This is a genomic window from Marinobacter sp. (assembly GCF_041984545.1).
GTDB lineage: Bacteria > Pseudomonadota > Gammaproteobacteria > Pseudomonadales > Oleiphilaceae > Marinobacter.
The window spans coordinates 128,224-146,646 of sequence record NZ_JBHIXV010000003.1 but is presented as its reverse complement, the minus strand read 5'-3'; the positions used below and the strand labels follow the sequence as shown (position 1 = coordinate 146,646).

18 protein-coding genes, 1 tRNA gene and 1 riboswitch are annotated in these 18,423 nt (G+C 62.6%); of the genes, 12 read left to right on the top strand and 7 right to left on the bottom strand.

The genetic code is table 11. The annotated features are described in order from the left end of the window. Both queC and queE read left to right on the top strand, forming a co-directional pair. Nucleotides 1-669 (top strand): 7-cyano-7-deazaguanine synthase QueC, encoded by a 669-nt coding sequence (gene queC / locus ACFC20_RS02520; protein WP_375191613.1) that lies wholly within the window; start codon nt 1-3, stop codon nt 667-669. Next, entirely contained in the window at nt 669-1,325 is a 657-nt protein-coding gene (queE, locus tag ACFC20_RS02515) for a 7-carboxy-7-deazaguanine synthase (RefSeq protein ID WP_375191612.1), read from the top strand. Before queC ends, queE begins: the two co-directional genes overlap by 1 nt. A gap of 3 nt (nt 1,326-1,328) precedes the next feature. Here queE and ACFC20_RS02510 read toward each other — a convergent pair whose 3' ends face one another. The 4 genes from ACFC20_RS02510 to ACFC20_RS02495 all read right to left on the bottom strand — a co-directional run bounded on the left by ACFC20_RS02510 (nt 1,329) and on the right by ACFC20_RS02495 (nt 6,230). Beyond that, nucleotides 1,329-2,393: an AraC family transcriptional regulator gene (locus ACFC20_RS02510; protein WP_375191611.1), complete on the bottom strand. Its 1,065-nt coding sequence runs from the start codon at nt 2,391-2,393 to the stop codon at nt 1,329-1,331. Between the two features lie 148 nt (nt 2,394-2,541). Further along, nucleotides 2,542-3,429 carry an alpha/beta fold hydrolase gene (locus ACFC20_RS02505; protein ID WP_375191610.1) on the bottom strand — a complete coding sequence of 296 codons (888 nt, stop codon included), beginning with the start codon at nt 3,427-3,429 and terminating at the stop codon, nt 2,542-2,544. 111 nt (nt 3,430-3,540) lie between these two features. Beyond that, on the bottom strand, nt 3,541-5,304 hold the full coding sequence (locus tag ACFC20_RS02500) for an ExeM/NucH family extracellular endonuclease (RefSeq protein WP_375191609.1): 1,764 nt from the start codon (nt 5,302-5,304) through the stop codon (nt 3,541-3,543). 23 nt (nt 5,305-5,327) lie between these two features. Further along, on the bottom strand, nt 5,328-6,230 hold the full coding sequence (locus tag ACFC20_RS02495) for a helix-turn-helix transcriptional regulator (protein ID WP_375191608.1): 903 nt from the start codon (nt 6,228-6,230) through the stop codon (nt 5,328-5,330). A gap of 272 nt (nt 6,231-6,502) precedes the next feature. Here ACFC20_RS02495 and ACFC20_RS02490 point away from each other — a divergent pair, with 272 nt between their 5' ends. The 7 genes from ACFC20_RS02490 to ACFC20_RS02460 all read left to right on the top strand — a co-directional run bounded on the left by ACFC20_RS02490 (nt 6,503) and on the right by ACFC20_RS02460 (nt 13,986). Further along, a complete protein-coding gene (locus tag ACFC20_RS02490) occupies nt 6,503-7,786 on the top strand; it encodes an MFS transporter (protein ID WP_375191607.1) in 1,284 nt (427 codons plus the stop codon). A gap of 152 nt (nt 7,787-7,938) precedes the next feature. Next, nucleotides 7,939-8,364 (top strand): MarR family transcriptional regulator, encoded by a 426-nt coding sequence (locus ACFC20_RS02485; RefSeq protein ID WP_091989504.1) that lies wholly within the window; start codon nt 7,939-7,941, stop codon nt 8,362-8,364. Between the two features lie 3 nt (nt 8,365-8,367). Continuing rightward, nucleotides 8,368-9,759 (top strand): DHA2 family efflux MFS transporter permease subunit, encoded by a 1,392-nt coding sequence (locus ACFC20_RS02480; RefSeq protein ID WP_375191606.1) that lies wholly within the window; start codon nt 8,368-8,370, stop codon nt 9,757-9,759. Nucleotides 9,760-9,810: 51 nt separating this feature from the next. Next, a riboswitch (yybP-ykoY riboswitch) is annotated at nt 9,811-9,996 on the top strand. Nucleotides 9,997-10,003: 7 nt separating this feature from the next. Continuing rightward, nucleotides 10,004-10,573 carry a TMEM165/GDT1 family protein gene (locus tag ACFC20_RS02475; protein WP_375191605.1) on the top strand — a complete coding sequence of 190 codons (570 nt, stop codon included), beginning with the start codon at nt 10,004-10,006 and terminating at the stop codon, nt 10,571-10,573. Nucleotides 10,574-10,688: 115 nt separating this feature from the next. Next, entirely contained in the window at nt 10,689-11,675 is a 987-nt protein-coding gene (locus ACFC20_RS02470) for a L,D-transpeptidase family protein (RefSeq protein WP_375191636.1), read from the top strand. Continuing rightward, the gene (locus ACFC20_RS02465; RefSeq protein WP_375191604.1) at nt 11,647-13,143 is read left to right on the top strand and encodes a nodulation protein NfeD; all 1,497 of its coding nucleotides are present in this window, start codon (nt 11,647-11,649) and stop codon (nt 13,141-13,143) included. Before ACFC20_RS02470 ends, ACFC20_RS02465 begins: the two co-directional genes overlap by 29 nt. A gap of 39 nt (nt 13,144-13,182) precedes the next feature. Further along, entirely contained in the window at nt 13,183-13,986 is an 804-nt protein-coding gene (locus ACFC20_RS02460) for a slipin family protein (RefSeq protein WP_375191603.1), read from the top strand. Nucleotides 13,987-14,026: 40 nt separating this feature from the next. Here the strand turns inward: ACFC20_RS02460 and ACFC20_RS02455 are convergent, their stop codons facing one another. The 3 genes from ACFC20_RS02455 to ACFC20_RS02445 all read right to left on the bottom strand — a co-directional run bounded on the left by ACFC20_RS02455 (nt 14,027) and on the right by ACFC20_RS02445 (nt 16,910). After that, nucleotides 14,027-14,308, bottom strand: coding sequence for an Lpp/OprI family alanine-zipper lipoprotein (locus ACFC20_RS02455; RefSeq protein ID WP_091989520.1), 282 nt, complete (start codon nt 14,306-14,308; stop codon nt 14,027-14,029). 206 nt (nt 14,309-14,514) lie between these two features. Then, nucleotides 14,515-15,078 (bottom strand): murein L,D-transpeptidase family protein, encoded by a 564-nt coding sequence (locus ACFC20_RS02450; protein WP_375191602.1) that lies wholly within the window; start codon nt 15,076-15,078, stop codon nt 14,515-14,517. A gap of 107 nt (nt 15,079-15,185) precedes the next feature. Continuing rightward, nucleotides 15,186-16,910 (bottom strand): potassium/proton antiporter, encoded by a 1,725-nt coding sequence (locus ACFC20_RS02445; RefSeq protein WP_375191601.1) that lies wholly within the window; start codon nt 16,908-16,910, stop codon nt 15,186-15,188. A 71-nt stretch (nt 16,911-16,981) separates the two neighbouring features. On the opposite strand from ACFC20_RS02445, the gene ACFC20_RS02440 reads away from it, so the two are divergent. The 3 genes from ACFC20_RS02440 to ACFC20_RS02430 all read left to right on the top strand — a co-directional run bounded on the left by ACFC20_RS02440 (nt 16,982) and on the right by ACFC20_RS02430 (nt 18,384). Then, nucleotides 16,982-17,055 (top strand) — tRNA-Gly (locus tag ACFC20_RS02440). Between the two features lie 169 nt (nt 17,056-17,224). After that, nucleotides 17,225-17,632 (top strand): NADH-quinone oxidoreductase subunit A, encoded by a 408-nt coding sequence (ndhC, locus tag ACFC20_RS02435; RefSeq protein WP_375183491.1) that lies wholly within the window; start codon nt 17,225-17,227, stop codon nt 17,630-17,632. A 74-nt stretch (nt 17,633-17,706) separates the two neighbouring features. After that, nucleotides 17,707-18,384 carry a NuoB/complex I 20 kDa subunit family protein gene (locus ACFC20_RS02430; protein ID WP_375183489.1) on the top strand — a complete coding sequence of 226 codons (678 nt, stop codon included), beginning with the start codon at nt 17,707-17,709 and terminating at the stop codon, nt 18,382-18,384. The last annotated feature ends 39 nt before the right edge of the window (nt 18,385-18,423 follow it).

Genomic DNA, 18,423 nt, shown 5'->3' with positions numbered 1-18,423 from the left:
ATGACTGACACCGTGGTTGTAATCTATTCCGGAGGTATGGACTCCTACACCTTGCTGCACCTGGCTCGCAGCCGGGGCTATCAGGTACATGCCCTGTCCTTCAATTACGGCCAGCGCCACGTGCGCGAACTCGATTGCGCCCGGTCGGTGTGCGAGGCCCATGGCATTCCCCACCAGACCATCGACATTCGCGCCATGAGCGAGGTGGTCATGGCCGGATCGTCACTGACGTCGGATCTGAAGGTGCCCGAAGGGCATTATCAGGAAGACAGCATGAAGGCCACCGTGGTGCCCAACCGCAACATGATCCTGCTGTCCCTGGCCACCGGCTACGCGGTAACCGTGGGTGCCAGTGCCGTCTGGTACGGGGCCCATGGCGGGGACCATGCCATCTATCCGGACTGCCGTCCGGAATTCGTGGCGAAAATGGATGCGGTCTGTCGCATCGCCAATTACGAAGCGGTGGCCATCGAGGCGCCGTTCATGGCCATGGACAAGGGGCAGATACTGGCGGAAGGGCTCCGCCTCGGGCTTGATTACCGCCACACCTGGACCTGCTACAACGGCCGCGAGCAGGCCTGCGGCCGCTGCGGCTCCTGCGTTGAGCGCCTGGAGGCCTTCGCCGCCAACGGGGTGACGGATCCACTGGACTACGAGGTGGCGCACTGATGTACCGGGTCAAGGAAGCCTTCTACACGCTCCAGGGCGAGGGTGCCCAGGCAGGCCGTGCGGCGGTGTTCTGCCGTTTCAGCAAGTGCAACCTGTGGACCGGTCGTGAAAAGGACCGTGCCGGGGCTGTGTGCAACTTCTGTGATACCGATTTTGTTGGCACCGATGGCCAGAACGGTGGTCGTTTTGAAACGGCCGAGGCCCTGGCGCGCCACATCCGGGGCCTGTGGCCGGAAGCCGATGGTCGCCCCTACGTGGTCTGTACCGGTGGTGAACCGCTGCTGCAACTCGACGGGGCGCTGATTGATGCCTTCCACCGCCAGGGTCTGGAGGTGGGGGTTGAGACCAACGGCACTCTGCCCGCCCCCGAAGGCATTGACTGGCTGTGTGTCAGCCCCAAGGCCGATGCCGAGGTGGTGATCCACGATTGCGACGAACTCAAGCTGGTCTACCCGCAACCGCTGGCCCCGCCCGAGCGGTTCCTGTCGATTCGGGCCCGGCACTATTTTCTGTCACCCATGGCATCGCCGTCGGTACCGGCGTCTGGTCGGGACGAAATCAAACAGAGCAACACCCGCCTGGCCACCGACTACTGCCTGGCGCATCCACAGTGGCGCCTGACCCTGCAGATGCACAAGATTGTCGGTATCGATTGATCGCTAATCCGCCGCCAGTGCCTGTTGAGCCGGCGCTTCGGATCGGTCGGCCTGAGTCCGGTACTGGCTCGGACTGGTGCCGGTCCAGCGCTTGAAGGCCCGGGTAAAGTTGGCGGCGTCGGCATAGCCGAGGGCATCGGCAATCTGGCTCAGGTTCAGGCCCGAGTTACGAAGCAGGTCCCCGGCTCGCTCCAGTCTTACCTCGTCCACCAGTTGCTGAAAACTGGCCTGCTCTTCCTGCAGCCGCCGCTTCAGGGTGCGCTCGGAGACAAACAGGGTGCCGGCGACCCTCGCCAGCTTGGGCGGGAACGGGTGGCTGGTCTCGATCACACGCCTGACCCGGCAGGAAAAGCCGGCGTCCTCGGTCAGCTGTCGCAGGGCTTCCTCGCATTGTGCCCGGGAAGACGCGGCCAGCTGGTCGTCGGTGAACCGGACTGGCAGCGCCAGGCGTGCAGCGGGCACAACCAGCGCATTCTCGGTCGCGTCAAATTCCACCGGCACCGGGATCTGTGAACGGAACCGGCGGAAATAGGCCGGCTCAGGACCGCGGCGGAGTATCTTCAGGCCGTCCACCACCGAACCGGTGAGCTGGGCGCCCATGGACACGCAGCCGAACAGCATGGCGTCCATGATGAATCCGTGCAGGGGGCCAAGGTCCACGTCGCAGGTAACCTGGTAGCAGGCCAGGCCGGCGTTTTCCCGCTTGCGAACCTGCAGGTGTGGCACTCGCAGGGTCAGGTAGCGGGTCATCAGTTCCAGGGCATCGCCCAGCGTGCGGCTGCTCATGACGGCGGTGCCAAGGGCGCCGTGCAGTGGCAGCTTCAGCTCCTTCGCCAGCAGAATGCCGAGGCCCGGCTCGCCACTCTCGATAATGGCCCGGGTGACGAATTCACTGGCCTGGGGCTGGCTCACCCGAAGATCGGTGGACTCCAGCCTGGCCGGATCCAGGCCGACCCGGAGCAGAAGGTCCTGCTCGTCCACGCCGATACTGCGGAGCAGCTCGGCCAGCAGATGCAGGTAGATGGCCGGCATGCCCAGGTCCTGTGCGGTTGAAACGGAGGCGCGCATGGGGAATTCCTCGTCTGGTTCTGTTCTTGTTATGTCGCCAACGGCGTAGTTCTGAGGATTATGGCCTGTTCGGTGCGTTTCCCCCATGACCGGGTTGACGGAGCGAATGGCCCGAAAGGCCAATTACCATAGGGCCCGGGCGCTTGACCTACCGGCTGTGATACTGAACAAAGCGTTTGAGAACGGCGGCCGAGCGCCAGGGCGTTTCCAGCATGGGCAGGTGCCCGATGCCCCGGAACATATGGATTTCGGCATGGGGGGTTGCCGACTGGAACCAGTCCACGCAACGGGTGGGTGTGATCACATCGCGATCGCCCCACTGCACCTGAAGTGGCGAGGTCTTTGGACCCAGGTAGCGCACGGGTGCGAACCCGTCTGCCAGCATGTCGTTGAATATGTGCCGCAGGGCCGGCGTTCGGTCCAGAAGATCCGGGCCAAGCAGGCCGGCCATGGCAAGGGCGGACAGCGAGGGCTTGCCCGTACCGACGCTGTTGAACATCCGGTAGACGCCTTTCCAGTCCCGGGGGATCAGGATGTCGTCCCGGTCGGATTGCACCGGCGCCGTCACATCCACGTCAGCGTGCTCGGGGATGCCGGCACTGTTCAGCAGGGTGACGGATCGGGGCGCCGGAGCCAGCCGGTGGGCAAGAACCGCCACAATGGCGCCACCCATGGAGCTGCCGGCCAGGTGCAGGTTGTCCGTTGGCACTCGCGCCAGCCACTGCTGCAGGCGGCTGGCCTGGGTCTCATACCGGTAGCTGGCGTCGCTGTGGTAACTGCTCTCGCCGAAGCCGGGCAGGTCGGGAACCAACAGGTGCCAGTGCCTGGGCAACGTCTGGAGCCAAAGGGCCCAGTTCTCCTTCATGGCAGCAAAACCATGAACCAGAACAACGGTGGGTACGCCGTCGCCGGGCTTGCCCCGTTCAAGGAACACCAGTCGGTGACCATCTACTGTGGTTTCGCGACGGCGGGCGCCGACCAGCAGGCGTTGGCCTGTGCGGGCAGCGGGCCATAGGTTGGGTGCGGGAATCTGCATAGGAAAACCACCAGAAGTTATGGGTCGTCCGGCCAGTTTACCTTTGCAGTGGCGAGGTACGTTGGCCCCAATGCCAGTCCGGGATCGGCATCAGAGCGAGCGTCCCGGCGCTTACAGTTGAAGATCGAGTATAACGGGGTTGTGGTCGGAGGAGCGCCAGGGTGCGTCGCCGCTGCCTGCCAGGTCACCCCGGTATCCGAGGGCTGGTGGTTCATCAGCGTTGATCAGCCAGGTTTGGGCCCTGACCATGCGGTTGCTCAGTGACCGGGAAATCAGAGCATAGTCGAGGCTGCCTTTGGCTCCCCGGTATCGATAGCTGTAATGCGGGCATTCGCTGGCGGTACAGCCGTGTTGGCTATGGACCGCGCTGGCGAAGCCGGCGTCTTCCAGGATGGCAAGTGGCCATTCCCGGGCGTAGCTGTTGAGATCGCCGGCAATCAGTGTGCCTGCCGAGCCCTGCGGAACGGGGAGTGTCGCTGCCCAGTCGGCCAGGGCCCGGGCTTCTTCTGCCCGTCGCTGCGCGTAACAGCCCTGACCGTCGGCCTGATCCTGGTTAGCGCCCCGGGCGCCCCGACAGGATTTCGATTTCAGATGGGGCACAATCACCCGGAAACTGGCGTCACCCCCGGAAGGCCGGAACACCTGGGTGAGGGGTGGCCGACCTCTGGACTGGAACGGGCCGCGGGCCAGGCGTTGGGCCGGGCCAAGGGTGCGTACACGGTCTGCCCGGAACAGCAGGGCGGTGCGGATGGCGTCATCGCCGTCGCCGCCGGGGGTGCGTACAAACTGCCACGGCTCTCCCAGGGCCTTTGCCAGGCCGGCGATTGCGCTGTCTGCACCATAGCCGTCGTTTTCCAGTTCAGTCACCGCCAGGATGTCGGGGTCGGGGGCCAGAAGGGCCCTGACCAGTCGCCCCTGCTGCTGGCGAAAGGCAGCTTCGGTGTCTGCGCCCCTGGGGGTCGGGAAGCCCTGCCCACGGCCGTCGCCATTGAAGTAGTTGGCCAGGTTCAGGGCCATGATCCGTACGGTTGCCTCGGGCGGGCGTTCAGGGACCGCCGGCCGGGGATTGGCATTGACGAAGACCGGTGGCGACTCGGGCTGTACCCGCCAGGCGTCGAAGCGGAAGTCGAGCACGCCCGCCAGATTCCGGATGCGATCACCGGCGCGCACGGTCGTGGCAAAGGACAGGCCCTCCGGGGGCCAGGGTACGGGTCGGGGATTGCGCAGTGCCCGGTTATCGTCCAGGTGCACCCGGTGTCGCTTCTGCTGCTCGGAAAGCGCCAGGGCTGCCGGGCCGGGCGGGTGGAGTTCGGTGGGCTGAACCTGATCGGTTGCGGCCAGAGTCAGCTCTCCGTAGCGGGTCAGATTGTAGTTGTCGACGATGGTGAGGGGCTCGGCAAAGCGTACCCGCATATTTTCGAGCTGCTCTGGCGGCTGGCTCCAGGGCAGGGTCACCACGATTGGCTCAGGCATGGGTGCCGGGCCGCAGACTGCCACTTCCTTTGTCGACACCAGCTCGGTCAGGCCGTGAAATTCCTTCACCGTGCCGGTCACCCGGAGCCGGTTGCCGGGCTTTCCCGCCTTGCGCCTGGTGTAGACGAACAGGGCTTCGGAGGTCCGTGGATCCTGATCTGCCTCGGAATCCGACTGTTGCAGGTAAAAACCTCCGAAGCCGCCCTCGATTCGCGAATCCAGCGTAATAATGCCCTCCACGGTAACGGTCTGACCGACCATGGGTGAGGCGGGGCCATGGCCCTGGACAGTGGCTATGGGAGTAGCTGGGCGCCCGCAGGTGGGTTCCGCCAGCCCCACCGACGGCAGCAGCCCTGTGGCCAGGGCGAGCGCTGCGCGGAAAAGGAGGATCGGTGAGATCACATCGGTCGACTGGGGCAGGCCAATCAGGACAGGCCGGCTACGGCTTTGAGTGCTCGTTCGCGCTTGCTGCCGAAGCCCAGCTGATCGGGGTTGGCCAGCTCCAGCTGCTGGATCAACGGGTCCGGATGCTGGTTGTCAAAGGTGATGCCCAGCCGGGACAGCACATAGGGCGCCAGGGCAGCGCGGGTGTCGATTTCCAGGCGGCCACGCTCCATGCCGTAGTCCCGGGCGATGATATCCTGCTGTGCCTCGGTGAGGCGCTGATCGGGCAGGATCACCAGGGTGACTTCCCGATTCCAGTCGTCGTCCTGTTGCCGGGTGTGTCTTGCCCGCTGCCTGAGGGCCTCCGGTGACGTGCGGAACCGACTCAGGGCAAAATCCCGGAACTCGCGGTTGGATTCACACCAGGCCCTCAGGTGCCAGGCGTTTCCGGCGCATACCAGGGTGTGGGGCTCGAGGATGCTCTCAACCGCTTCCGGGCGGCTCAGGGAAGCGTAGCTGGCCCGCAGTTGCCGGCCGTAACGGGTGGCCGTTACGACTGCCCGCATGGTTTCCGGTGCAATCACCCGGTTTGGTCCCTGAACCACGGTGCTGTCCGGCAGGCCGATGTTGAGAGACTCGAAGGTGTTGCTCAGGTTCTGTTGGCGGGCAAGCAGGTCCAGGTATTCATTGACCAGCCCCCGCGTGACCACCGGCCGGAATTTGGCAGCCGGAACGTAGCCTTTGAGATGCCGGTCGTAGACCAGGTTGCCGGGAGCCAGCTCCCGAAGATAGGTGTTGATGTCCTTGGACGCCTGCTGCCGGCCAATCCCGAAGCTGTGGCAGATGTGATTGGTGGTCAGTCGACCTTCCCACAGGGCAACGGTTTCGATCAGTCGATAGCGAAGCAGGAGATCCCAGCGGATGGGCCAGTCCGTTTTTTTCATAACCAGGCGCTCACGGTCCAATGAATAGCTCGCGGATTATGTTACCTGCTCCAGCACGCAGGGTCTGTTACGGCACATTAATGTAAAACCCTGTCAAACCGCTCTACGACAGCCTTCGAGAGTTTTTGTGACGTGGTTAACGGGTTTCGGGAAGTGCCTAGTGGCTTGCGGGCCGCGGGCTGGTCTAATACCGCGCGGCAAAGTCCGGTGCTTGCTGCTATTGTGTCTGTCATCGTCCGAAACCCGTTCCGTACTGCCCGGAGTTGCTTGCAATGACCCGAATGGTCACTTCCCTGTCTGCCCTGATTCTCAGCATTGTTCTGCTGGTGAGTGGCAACGCTTTTCTGATGACCCTGCTCGGTATCCGTCTGAGTATCGAGGCAGTCTCGCCCGATATCATTGGCTGGATTCTGGTGTGCTATTCCATCGGCTTTGTGCTGGGCACGCTGTACGTTCACCGGATTATCGGCCGTGTTGGCCACATCCGTGCTTTTGCCGCGTTTGCCGCCATGGCGGCGGTAGCGTCCCTGCTGTACCCGATGGCTGTTTCGGAAATTTTCTGGGCGGCGCTGCGGGTCATTTCCGGTTTCAGTATTGCCGGTGTGCTGGTGGTGATTGAAAGCTGGTTTTCCAGCCGCGCCACCAACGCCAATCGCGGCGCCCTGTTCGCCGTCTACCAGATTGTGTTCTACACCTCGGCGGCCGGTGGGCAGCTGATCGTGAATATTGGCGACCCTGCCAACTTCATGCCTTTCTCCATTGCCGCCATCCTGCTGGTGCTGGCTCTGGTACCCCTGTCGCTGACCCGAATGGAAGCGCCGGTGATCGAGCAGGTCCAGCGCATTTCAATTTTCACCCTGGCCAGGGAGTCCTTCACCGGCGTGGCCGGATCGCTCATCTGCGGCATCATGATCGGTGGGTTCTATGCGCTGGGTCCGGTGTACGCGACCCTGGTGGGGCTGGATGTGGCCCGTACCTCGACCTTCATGGCCAGTGCCATTGTCGCCGCCATGATTCTGGCCTGGCCCCTGGGGCGCCTGTGTGACCGCTTTGACCGGCGCCGGGTGATGTTCTGGGTGGCGGCGTTTGCGGCCAGTGCCGCGGGCGCGGTGGCGGTGCTGGGCGCTGCCAATCTGTGGATGCTCACCCTGCTGGTGGGTTTGTTCACGGGCCTGTCCGCGACCTTGTATCCAATTGCCGTGGCAATTACCAACGACCGCATGGAGAGCAGCCGTATTGTGGCCGCCAGTGCCACCCTGCTGCTCAGCTATGGTGTTGGCAGCGTGATTGGACCGGTGGCCATGGCCGAGCTGATCAATCTCCTGGGACCCAAGGGGCTGTTTGTGGGCAATGCCGGATTCCTGGTACTGCTGGCCCTGATTACCAGTTACCGGATCAGCCATACCGACGATGTTGCGGTGGAGGATCAGGAGCACTTTGTACCCGCCATGCCGGAGACCTCGCCGGTGCTTACCGAGATCGATCCCCGCAACAACGAGTTCCACGCAGCAACCGAGGCAGTGGAACTCGAGGAGGAGCTGCGTCAGGCCAGCTGACGCACTTCGGTTTTTCCCGATTTGTATTTACTTCCACATCTGTTTTTATTTCAATGGTTAGCATACTATTGGTAACTTTCCGATAATGTGAGTTAATGGCCCACACGTAGCGCCCAAGCGCCGGAAGCGGCCTGTTTCAGGAGCAGAGAACCATGAGAGACCAGTTCCCTTTTGCGGTGGCGCGAGTCACCCGTCGCTGGAGAAAAATGCTTGATGAGCGCCTGAAGGATCTGGGCGTCACCCAGGCCCGCTGGAGCACCATGGTGTATCTGGAGAAAGGCGGTGAAGGCCTGACCCAGCGGGAACTTGCCAGTCTGATGGCCATCGAGAACCCGACCCTGGTGCGACTGCTGGACAGTCTCGAACAGCAGGGGCTGATTGAGCGCCGACCCTGTCCGAACGACCGCCGGGCCCGGCGCCTGCACCTGACCAAGGCCGGACGGAATTTCATGGATGAGCTGTCAGAGCGCGCAGAGCGGCTTCGGGAAGAAATGCTCGAAGGCATCAGCGACAAGGACATCGAATGCACCGTGAAGGTCTTCAACAAGATTCTGGAAAACGCGGAAAAGCAGAAGTAACCCTTGGCGGATAACTCGGTCGAAGGCCTGAGGGCCCGTTACGGAGAGCGCTGGCGCTGGCTGGCGGTGATCACCGTGATGACCGGCACCATGGCAACGGTGCTCAGTGCCACGGTGGTCAACGTGGCGCTGCACGACATCATGGTGGAATTCGGTATCCGTCAGGGCCAGGTGCACTGGCTGGCTACCGGGTTCATTGCTGCCATGACCACCACCATGCTCGCCTCTTCCTGGCTGCTGGATCATTTCGGCGTTCGCAAGACGCTGGCCTCGGCCATGGCGGTGTTCACCCTGATCTCGATCGTGGGCGGTTTTGCCGCGACCCCTGAGCAGCTGATTTTGGCTCGTATTGGCCAGGGCGCCATGGCCGGGCTGATGCAGCCCATGGGGATGTACCTGGTTTTCCGGATTTTCCCCCGGAACCGACGCGGCCAGGCCATGGGCATCTATGGCATGGGCGTGATACTGGCGCCGGCACTGGGTCCGGTACTGGGCGGTTTTCTGGTGGACCAGCTGGACTGGCGTTACGTGATGTTCGCACCGGCGCCGGTGACCCTGATTGGCGTAGCCATGGCCTGGCGCTTCCTGCCGTTGCCGGTGTCCAGACCAGCGCCTTACCGCTTCGACCTGCCGGGGCTGGTGCTGCTGGGCCTCACCATCGGGCTGGCCCTTGACGCCCTTAACCGGCTCCAGGCGGCCAGCGGCCAGGAAGTCCGTATTGCCGTGGAGGCTTTGCTGGCGCTGGTGTCCTTCACGCTGTTTGTGCTGCGTGAGCGCCTCACCCCACACCCGCTGGTCAATCTGAATCTGCTTCGTAAACCGGCCTTCCTTTGCGCCTGTCTCGGGGCCATGGCCCTGGGTCTGGCGCTGTTCGGATCCACCTACCTGGTGCCCCTGTTCGTGCAGACCGCCCTGGGCTTTACTGCCATGGAAGCCGGTCTGATGATGCTGCCGGCCGGGATTGTGCTGGGCATGGTGTTTCCGCTGGCGGGCCGCCTTGCGGACAAACACAGCGCGCGTATGCTCGTGACCTTTGGCATTGGCGTGTTTGCGCTCTCGGCAGTGCTGTTTGCCCTGTCGGACCTCGAGCTGGGCTTTCTGTGGCTGGCGTTCTGGACCGTGCTGGGTCGTATTGGTATCGGCTTCATGTTGCCGGCGCTGTCGACCGGCGCACTGAACCCGCTTGAATCCAGCGAGCTGGGTGCCGGCTCGAGTACCCTCAACTTCATGCGTCAGCTCGGCGGTGCCTTCGGGGTGAATCTGGTGGCCCTGACCATTGAGTTCGGTGAGCACAGCTCGGGCCTGCCAACGATCAATGCCTTCCATTCGGCCTGGTGGCTGGTGGCGGTGTTCGTGTCCCTTGCGGTGGTCCCTGTGTGGCGCATGCGGGCCTAGCCCGGCCCGGCAGGTGCTTGCGAGCGGGCGGCGAATTCATTAACATGCGAACCACTCTTCAGGGGAGTAGCCTCCGGATCGTCACTGCGGCCGGATGGTAGTCAACATACTTGGGGCCAAATCCCCATGGCTATCGTGCTTCACCGGCAACTGGGTGGAGTTGGCAAGACCTGAGGCGGCTGCACCTCCGTAGGGCGGAAGGTGGGCTGTCTCATGTCTGGATTTCCGCCCTGGAGTTTTCTTGATGGATGCTTTCCTCGCCTCAACGGTTGCCGTTGCAATAGCGGAAATCGGCGACAAGACCCAACTTCTCTCACTGTTCCTGGTGGCCCGTTACGCCGCCCGCCTTCCGATCATTCTCGGTATCCTGGTTGCGACCATTCTCAACCACGCGCTGTCAGCCTGGCTGGGTGCCTGGATTGCGTCGTTCATACCGGATACCTGGCTGCCATGGATCCTGGCCATCAGTTTTGTCGCCATTGCCCTGTGGCTGCTGATCCCCGACAAGGATGACAGCGACGACTCCCGGTTCCTGGGCATGGGTGCGTTCATGGCCACCACCGTGATGTTTTTCCTGGCCGAAATCGGCGACAAGACCCAGGTTGCCACTGTGGTACTGGCTGCCCGGTTTACCGAGACATTCTGGGTGGTACTGGGCACCACCGTGGGGATGCTACTGGCCAATATACCGGTTATCATGGCTGGGCGCTGGCTGATGGAGCGGATGCCCCTGGCGATGGCGCGAATTGGCGCAAGTCTGCTGTTCGTGGCGCTTGCCATTGTGACCCTGGTGGCAACTTACATGAACTCCTGAGACGGATGCCTGTCTCTGTACCCGGGTACCTGATGTTTTCGGAAAGTGTGCTATGTCGTTCAGAATCCTAGCGTTGTTTTTCATGGCCCATGCTCTGGTGTTCGCTGGCACCGGCATGGCGGAGCCGTCGGCCAATGGCGCCGGTGACAAGGCCACTCCAGAGCAGCCGGACCGTAGCCCGCGCGTGCCCACCTTTGCGATTGACGGCGATCTGGCCGGCCAGCTGGGGGTCTTCGAAACCAGCTATGAGGATACCTTTGCCGGTATCGGCAATCGCCTGGCCCTGGGTTATCTCGAGCTGGTGAAAGCCAACCCGGGGGTGGATCCCTGGCTGCCTGGCGAGGGCACCACCATTACCCTGCCGCGGCAGTACGTTCTGCCCGATGCCCGGCGTGAGGGTATCGTGATCAATCTTGCGGAATACCGACTTTATTACTTCACGGACCAGGGTGTGCAGGTCTACCCGGTGGGCGTGGGCACCGCCGAGAACCCCTCGCCGCTGACCGATGCCAAGGTCACCATGCCCCTGGAATCACCGGCCTGGTACCCGCCGGCGAGCATACGTGCGGAGTATGAGGCGGCCGGGGAATACCTGCCCCGAATGATCCCGCCCGGCCCCGGTAATCCCCTGGGCACGCACGCGTTGTTGCTCAGCGAGAAGGGCTACCTGATCCACGGCACCAACAAACAGTTCGGAGTCGGCATGCCGGTCAGTCACGGCTGTTTCCGGATGTACAACGAGGATATTTCCCGGTTTGTTTATCAGGTTGAAAAGGGCACGCCGGTTCAGGTGGTGCACGATCCGGTCAAGATCGGCTTTTCCGACGGCGAAGTCTGGCTGGAGGTACACCGCCCCCATGAAGAATACCCCCGTGAGGACCGGGACCGGCTCTGGCGGCAGGTGTTTGCAGAGGTGGAAGCGTTCCGGAAACGTCACCCCGGGGTTGAGGTCAAGCGCGGGGCCATCGAGATTGCCGTGGACCAGGCCGATGGGCTGCCGACCATGATCGGTGAGCGCATTACTCAGATGGCCGCCGACAAGACGGTTGAGGAGAAAACACCGGAGAAGGTAAATGAGCCGGAGCAGCGGCTGTATTTCTGACGGCAGACGCCCGAACACCCGCCGCCTGAAGCTGTGGGCACTTGTGCTTCTGGCCGGTTCAGTAATGGCCTTCGCTTCCCTGGCGCATCGCGTCCTGGCCCAGCAACCCTCTTCGGATACCGCCCTGGTGCTCACTGTCGAGGGTGCGATTGGCCCTGCTACCATGGACTATGTCACCCGGGGTATCCGCAGGGCGGAGTCTGAGGGTCACGGCCTGGTGGTCATTGAAATGGATACTCCGGGCGGTCTGATGGATTCCATGCGGGATATCATCAAGGCGATCCTCGCCTCGGACGTGCCTGTTGCCACTTACGTGTCACCCCAGGGCGCAAGGGCCGCCAGTGCCGGGACCTACATCCTCTACGGCAGTCACATCGCCGCCATGGCGCCTGCCACCAACCTGGGCTCGGCAACGCCGGTGCAGATGGGCGGCTTGCCGGGCAGTCCGGAGCCGGCGGACGATCCGAATTCCGGCGACCCCAAGAGCGGCAGCGGCGACGAATCGGCAACCGAGGCACCGGACGACGCGCCAAAGACGGAAGACAGCGACAGCAAGCGTCGTGGCGGCACCGCCATGGAACGCAAGGTATTGGAAGATGCCGTCAGTTACATCCGGGGACTGGCCCAACGCCACGGACGTAACGCCGACTGGGCGGAGCAGGCGGTCCGTGAAGCGGTGAATCTTGGCGCCGACGAAGCCCTGAACAGGAACGTCATTGACGTGGTCTCTCCCAACATCCGGGACCTGCTGCAGCAGATTGATGGCCGAACGGTGCGCATGGCGTCCGGGGACCGCATCCTGCAAACCGCCGATCTGGAGATTGTCCGTTCCGGTCCGGACTGGCGTACCCGCCTGCTGTCGGTGATTACCGATCCCAACGTTGCCTATTTCCTGATGATCATCGGCTTCTACGGGATTATCTTCGAGCTGGCCAACCCCGGCGCAGTGGTGCCGGGTGTTATTGGCGCCATCTGTCTGATCCTCGCGCTGTTTGCCTTCCAGGTGCTGTCGGTGAACTATGCCGGACTGGCACTGATCCTCCTTGGGCTGGCGTTTATCGTGGGCGAGGCCTTTGTGCCCAGCTTCGGCATCCTCGGGGTGGGGGGTATTGTCGCCTTCGTGACCGGCTCGGTGATCCTCATGGATGGCAGCCACCGGGACATCTCGTTGCCAACCATTGGTGGCACCGCCGTAGTGGCGGCCGGCTTTATCCTCTGGACCGTGACCCGTTTTATCGGTCTTCGTCGCCAGCACCCGGTGAGCGGGCCCGAGCAGATCACCCACGAGGAAGCCGTGGCGCTGGAAGATTTCCCGGGGGACCAGGGGCACTATCGGGGCCATATCCGTCTCAGCGGTGAACGCTGGAACGCGGTCAGCGACAGCCCTGTTCACGAGGGCGACCGGGTGCGAGTTACTGCTATCGAAGGCCTGACGGTCACCGTCAGGGTCGTTTCGGACCAGCGCTGACCGGACCGACAGAAACCAACGGCAAGACAAGGAGGCCGTATGATTGGCGATCTGATTCCCTATCTGGCGCCCACCGTGGTGCTATTGCTCATTCTCGGTTCGGCGATCAAGATACTGCCCGAATACGAGCGTGGTGTTGTGTTCTTCCTGGGCCGGTTCCAGGGCGTGAAAGGCCCGGGCCTGATCATCGTCATCCCCGGTATCCAGCAGATCGTGCGGGTGGATCTCCGGGTGATCACGCTGGATGTCCCGAGCCAGGACGTGATCTCCCGCGATAACGTTACCGTGCGGGTTAACGCCGTTCTGTACTTCCGGGTGGTTGACCCCGAAAGGGCTATTATCCGGGTCGAGGACTACAACTCCGCCACCAGCCAGTTGGCACAGACCACTCTTCGATCGGTGCTTGGCAAACATGATCTGGATGAAATGCTGTCCGAGCGCGACAAGCTGAACTCCGACATCCAGGAGATCATCGACGCCCAGACCGAGGAGTGGGGCATCAAGGTCGCCAACGTGGAAATCAAACACGTGGATCTGAACGAGTCGATGATCCGGGCTATTGCCCGCCAGGCGGAAGCGGAACGGGAGCGCCGGGCCAAGGTCATTCACGCGGAAGGCGAGCTGCAGGCGTCCAGGAAACTGGTTGAGGCTGCCGATGTGATGGCCACCAACTCGGGCTCCATGCAGCTACGCTACCTGCAGACACTGGCGGACATGAGTAACACCAATTCCTCCACCATTGTTTTCCCGCTGCCGATGGAGCTGATGACCACGTTCCTGAAGGACAACAAACCGAAAGGCACAACCGGGTCCGGGTCGGAAACCCCCGAACCGGAGGCATAAAAAAGGCCGGCAGTGCCGGCCTTTTCGTCACGTATCAGCCTTATTTCTGGCTGGCACGCTGGAGCATACGCTTGGCACGCTCGTTGGCTTCGTCGGCAGCTTTCTGGGCTGCACGAGCAGCGGCCAGTGCTTCTTCCGCGGTCTGCTGGGCAGTGCGGGCAGTGCTGGCAGCGCTGTTAGCGGTGTTCAGTGCATTCTCTGCAGTCTGCTCAGCGGAGCTGGCAGTTGCATTTGCTTCGTCGATAGCGCCCTGATCAGTGGTGGCACAACCTGCTGTCAGAGCTGTAGCCAGTGCAAACCCGGCGATCGTCAGTTTACGCATTGTAAATCCCCTTATTGGTCGAGTTATTTCCTGTGATCCGGAAGTCAGTATAGACGACTTCCTGTCAACCTGCGCCCGGACAAAATCCGGGCGTTGACTACCGGAGTCGTGAAACAGTGTAAAACACTCTCACGAAGAATGTTAACTGCAGATAGGTAAATTTCCTATGCATATGACAACAACTTAATACTGTTGTCAGACTCGACTCAGGGCAGGATGCTGATCGGGGTGCCGTTGGAGACCAGTTCCCAGATTTCGTCCATCTCCTCGTTGGTCACGGCAATGCAGCCGTCGGTCCAGTCGAGGCCAGCGTAGGCAAACGCCATATCGCCGGCGTCGTTGGGCAGGCCGTGGATCATGATGCTGCCGCCGGGGTCGAGGCCCCAGGCAGAGGCCAGCTCGCGATCCCGTTCGCTGGGGTAGGAGATGTGGATGGATTTGTAGAAGTCGCTTTCCGCGTTGCGCCAATCCAGGGTGTAGTTACCTTCGGGGGTGCGCTCGTCGCCCTCGTACAGCTTGTGGCCCTCCGGATTATCGCCCAGGGAAATGCGGTAGCTGCTCACCACGGCATCACCGTCCATCAGGTACAGGCGACGCTCTCCCTTGCGAACGACGACCTCGCTGATGGTCGGAATGTCCGCCCCGGAGTAGGCGCCCGGTGTCGGAATCCGGGCGTCGGCACGGGCCAGCAGCTCGTCGGCACTGAGTGGGGTCGCCAGGGTGAGGCTGAACAGGGCAATGACTGCCAGCAGGCTGCGAGGAATGCTCATGTCCTTAACTTACCAATGGTTAATCTTCGCACAGGCGTTTTATACCATAGGCGGCGGGCCATCTGTTAAGGGGTTTTGTTAACTTTTTTGGCTATCTGGTTCCGGGATCAGTCATTTTGTGAACTGTCCATCTTCAGACCCACTTTGGTCACCTGGTCGGCGCTGGTAGCCCGGGCAACCAGGGTAACCGGGCCCAGGGTAACCACATCGCCTACCACCGGGTGGCCTTTGGTGCGTCGGGCAAAGCACTCGGCCAGGGATAACTCCGGCGGCAGGTCGTCAAACTCGATGCCGTACACCTGTTCCACATCCCCAAGCAGGGCATCGCCGTTCAGCACGAAATCACCGAAAAAGGCCCGTTCGGCCAGATATCGCGGGGCGTGCCGGCCGCTGAGCGCCTTGCCCAGTTCCGGCAGCACGTTCGGGGTGGCGAACATGGCCACCATGTCGCCACTGGACACTTCCAGATCGGCTTTCGGCTGCAGGCAGACCCGATTGCGGAATACCCCGGCCACCGCCGTGTTCTCCGGAAATCGTAACTGGCCCAGCCGGCGGGGCGTTTCCCAAGTCTCGCCACGCAGGGGGAACAGCATCAGCTCGTGGTCACCGGCCGCCGGGGCATCCAGTGGCAGGCGCCGATAGGGGTCTTCGCCGGCCGGGACCTCCAGGCGCAGCTTGCGGGCCAGGGGCGCCATGGTGGTGCCCTGGACCAGTAGCGACACCAGCACGATGAAGAAGGCCGCATGGAACACCAGCTGCGCCTCGGGCAGACCCGCGATGATCGGGAACAGGGCCAGCACGATCGGCACTGCGCCGCGCAGCCCTACCCAGCTGATGAAACCCAGCTCTCGGCGGTTGAAGGCGAAGGGCCAGAGCGTGAGCGCCACGGTCAGCGGGCGGATGATGAAAATCAGCGACAAGGCCAGTATCAGGCCACCCCCGGCCAACGGAATCAGGTCGGACGGCGTTACCAGCAAACCCAGCATCAGGAACAGGCACAGCTGGGCCAGCCAGGCCAGCCCGTCGTGCACCTGGAGAATCATCGGCATCATCCGGACATGGCGGTTGCCGATCACCACGCCGGTCAGGTAGATGGCCAGAAAGCCGCTGCCGCCCATGGCGTTGGTGGCCGAGAACACGGCAATGCCGGCAGCCGCCACGAGCAAAGGATACAGCGAGGGCGTCAGGCGGATCCGGTTGGCCAGCTCCACCACGGCGAAGCCGCCGAGGATGCCGGCGACGGCCCCGATGCCGAATTGCTGCACCAGCATGGTCAGGGCGGCCCACCCGGCGTGTTCACCGTTATTGCCGATCAGGGTAACCAGCATGAGGGTCAGGAAAATGGCCATCGGGTCGTTGCTGCCCGACTCGATTTCCAGGGTGGCGCTCACCCGTTCGTTCAGGTGCAGGCCGCGCCCCTGCAACAGCGAGAACACCGCGGCGGCGTCGGTGGAGGAAATGATGGCGCCCACCAGCAGGGCCGTCAGCCAGTGCAGGTCGAACACCCACCAGGCCACCACGGCGGCACCGGCGGCGGTCAGCCCCACGCCCAGTGTGGCCAGGATCAGCGCCGGCTTCAGGCCAACCCGGAAGGTTTCGGCCCGGGTTCGCATGCCGCCGTCCAGCAGAATGACCCCCAGGGCCAGATTGGCAATCAGGAAGGCCAGCTCGAAATTGTCGAACTCGATGCCGCCGGGGCCGTCCTCGCCCATGATCATCCCAACCACCAGGAAGATCAGCAGAACAGGCATGCCCACCCGGCTCGACAGCGGGCTCAGAACGATGCTGATGACCAGCATCAGGGCGCCAATCAGCGTTAGCGTGGGGTCCATCGGTGCTCCAGACAGAACGCTTGCCCCGGGCCGGGCACAGCGCTTATATTGCTCTCGCAGAGGTTGCGTACGCGGGTGTAGTTCAATGGTAGAACGGCAGCTTCCCAAGCTGCATACGAGGGTTCGATTCCCTTCACCCGCTCCATGACCATCTTCTCATATTCCCCTGCCGTGTCCGCCCTTTCTTTTACATCAAATGCTTGCGCAGTGGCCAGCCGGAATGCCTGCCGGTTTGCGCAATGCCGGGGCCGTTGCTAGCTTTTAAGTCAGGTATCCAAATCGGCAGCTGCAGGGCTGTACGGGGGAAGTACATGATCGAAAGCGCGGCCAGCGGTGTTGTCCAGAACTGGGCCACCGGTTTTTTTATCCTTGCGGTGGCCGGACTGTGCGCGTTCATGGTGGGGGCGTCCAGCCTGCTGGGCGGTCGCAGCCACGGCATCAGTCGATCACTTCCGTTCGAATCGGGCATTGTGGGTGCCGGCAGCGCCCGCCAGCGTTTCTCCGTGAAGTTTTACCTGGTGGCGATGCTGTTCGTCATCTTCGATATTGAAGCGGTGTTCCTGTTCGCCTGGGCCATTGTTATCCACGATGTGGGCTGGACCGGGTTCTGGGGCGCGGCGGTGTTTGTCTTCATTCTTCTGGCCGGGCTGATCTACGACAGCCGCAGCGGCGCCCTCGACTGGGCGCCCGAGCAGAGCCCGGCACGCAAGCGCGGCGCATAGCAACGCATTCCCGGCCCTCCGGATTCGTCGGGATCGGGAGGAGGGCCGCGGTGTGATCATCTTGGGAGGTTGTCATGGCCTACACCCTGACCCGGGCAGACGGGTCTGCGGGCGGCAATACCCGCTATCCGATTGATCGGCGCGAGCGGGTCGAGGATCCGGTCAAGCAGCAGCTGGAACGCAATGTGTTCACCGGCAAGTTGAGCGAGGTGCTCAATTCCGCCGTGAACTGGGGACGCAAGAATTCCCTGTGGCCCTACAACTTCGGGCTGTCCTGTTGCTACGTGGAAATGACCACCGCCTTCACCTCGCCCCACGACATTGCCCGGTTCGGCTCCGAGGTGATCCGGGCGTCCCCGCGGCAGGCGGATTTCATGGTCATCGCCGGTACCTGCTTCATCAAGATGGCGCCGGTGATCCAGCAGCTTTACGACCAGATGCTGGAGCCGAAGTGGGTGATTTCCATGGGTTCCTGCGCCAATTCCGGGGGCATGTACGACATCTATTCGGTGGTGCAGGGCGTCGACAAGTTCCTGCCGGTGGACGTCTACGTGCCGGGCTGCCCGCCCCGTCCCGAGGCCTTCTTGCAGGGTCTGCAACTGCTGCAGGATTCGATCCAGGAGGAGCGCCGCCCGCTGTCCTGGGTCGTGGGTGACCAGGGCGTCTATCGGGCCGAGATGCCTTCACAGCGGGAGAAATGGCGCGATCGTCGTATCCAGGCCACCGAGTTGAGGACCCCCGACAAGCTGTAGAACGCGCTTGCCGTCGATTACCAGGTATTGCCAGGAGCC

Bases quoted from the DNA above. Each gene is read 5' to 3' on its own strand.
- ACFC20_RS02430 (WP_375183489.1), top strand. From the start codon at position 17,707: ATGGCCTACACCCTGACCCGGGCAGACGGGTCTGCGGGCGGCAATACC.
- ACFC20_RS02495 (WP_375191608.1), bottom strand. From the start codon at position 6,230: ATGAAAAAAACGGACTGGCCCATCCGCTGGGATCTCCTGCTTCGCTAT.
- ACFC20_RS02455 (WP_091989520.1), bottom strand. From the start codon at position 14,308: ATGCGTAAACTGACGATCGCCGGGTTTGCACTGGCTACAGCTCTGACA.
- ACFC20_RS02445 (WP_375191601.1), bottom strand. From the start codon at position 16,910: ATGGACCCCACGCTAACGCTGATTGGCGCCCTGATGCTGGTCATCAGC.
- ACFC20_RS02505 (WP_375191610.1), bottom strand. From the start codon at position 3,429: ATGCAGATTCCCGCACCCAACCTATGGCCCGCTGCCCGCACAGGCCAA.
- queE (WP_375191612.1), top strand. From the start codon at position 669: ATGTACCGGGTCAAGGAAGCCTTCTACACGCTCCAGGGCGAGGGTGCC.
- ACFC20_RS02470 (WP_375191636.1), top strand. From the start codon at position 10,689: ATGGCGGAGCCGTCGGCCAATGGCGCCGGTGACAAGGCCACTCCAGAG.
- ACFC20_RS02475 (WP_375191605.1), top strand. From the start codon at position 10,004: ATGGATGCTTTCCTCGCCTCAACGGTTGCCGTTGCAATAGCGGAAATC.
- ACFC20_RS02460 (WP_375191603.1), top strand. From the start codon at position 13,183: ATGATTGGCGATCTGATTCCCTATCTGGCGCCCACCGTGGTGCTATTG.
- ACFC20_RS02510 (WP_375191611.1), bottom strand. From the start codon at position 2,393: ATGCGCGCCTCCGTTTCAACCGCACAGGACCTGGGCATGCCGGCCATC.
- ACFC20_RS02490 (WP_375191607.1), top strand. From the start codon at position 6,503: ATGACCCGAATGGTCACTTCCCTGTCTGCCCTGATTCTCAGCATTGTT.
- ACFC20_RS02485 (WP_091989504.1), top strand. From the start codon at position 7,939: ATGAGAGACCAGTTCCCTTTTGCGGTGGCGCGAGTCACCCGTCGCTGG.
- ACFC20_RS02465 (WP_375191604.1), top strand. From the start codon at position 11,647: ATGAGCCGGAGCAGCGGCTGTATTTCTGACGGCAGACGCCCGAACACC.
- queC (WP_375191613.1), top strand. From the start codon at position 1: ATGACTGACACCGTGGTTGTAATCTATTCCGGAGGTATGGACTCCTAC.
- ACFC20_RS02450 (WP_375191602.1), bottom strand. From the start codon at position 15,078: ATGAGCATTCCTCGCAGCCTGCTGGCAGTCATTGCCCTGTTCAGCCTC.